Below are 408 nucleotides of genomic sequence, written 5' to 3'. Positions count from 1 at the left end.
ACGGTATACATTCCCTCTCGGATTTAGTCGCCGATTTTGTTGTGCTGATTGCCAGTATCAAAAGCCGCCAGCTACCGGACAGCGATCACCACTACGGGCACTGGCGTTATGAGAATAGCGCATCGATGATACTGGGTACGCTGTTATTTTTGGTGGGCGTGGGCATGCTCTGGTCGGCTGTCGGGAAAGTACTACATCCGGAGACAGTTCCGGTGGTACACGTTATAGCCCTCTGGGTTGCCCTGGGCGCTCTTGCCGCCAAAGAACTGTTGTTCCGCTATATGCTCGCTGTCGCGACACGGATTAAGTCTTCACTGTTGATTGCAAATGCCTGGCATGCCCGTTCAGACGCGGCGTCATCGCTGGTGGTAGCGACGGGTATCATCGGGAATCTCATGGGGCATCCGT

1 protein-coding gene is annotated in these 408 nt (G+C 54.7%); it reads left to right on the top strand.

Features of this window, described 5'->3' with window-relative positions; genetic code table 11:
* On the top strand, positions 1 to 408 hold a 408-nt coding region (locus tag AAIR21_RS27930; protein ID WP_434682846.1), incomplete at both ends, for a cation diffusion facilitator family transporter.

The sequence above is a fragment of the Enterobacter sp. PTB genome (genome assembly GCF_051130085.1).
GTDB lineage: Bacteria > Pseudomonadota > Gammaproteobacteria > Enterobacterales > Enterobacteriaceae > Enterobacter > Enterobacter ludwigii.
The sequence above is the reverse complement of the archived record's forward strand: the minus strand, read 5'-3'. Positions and strand labels throughout refer to the sequence as shown.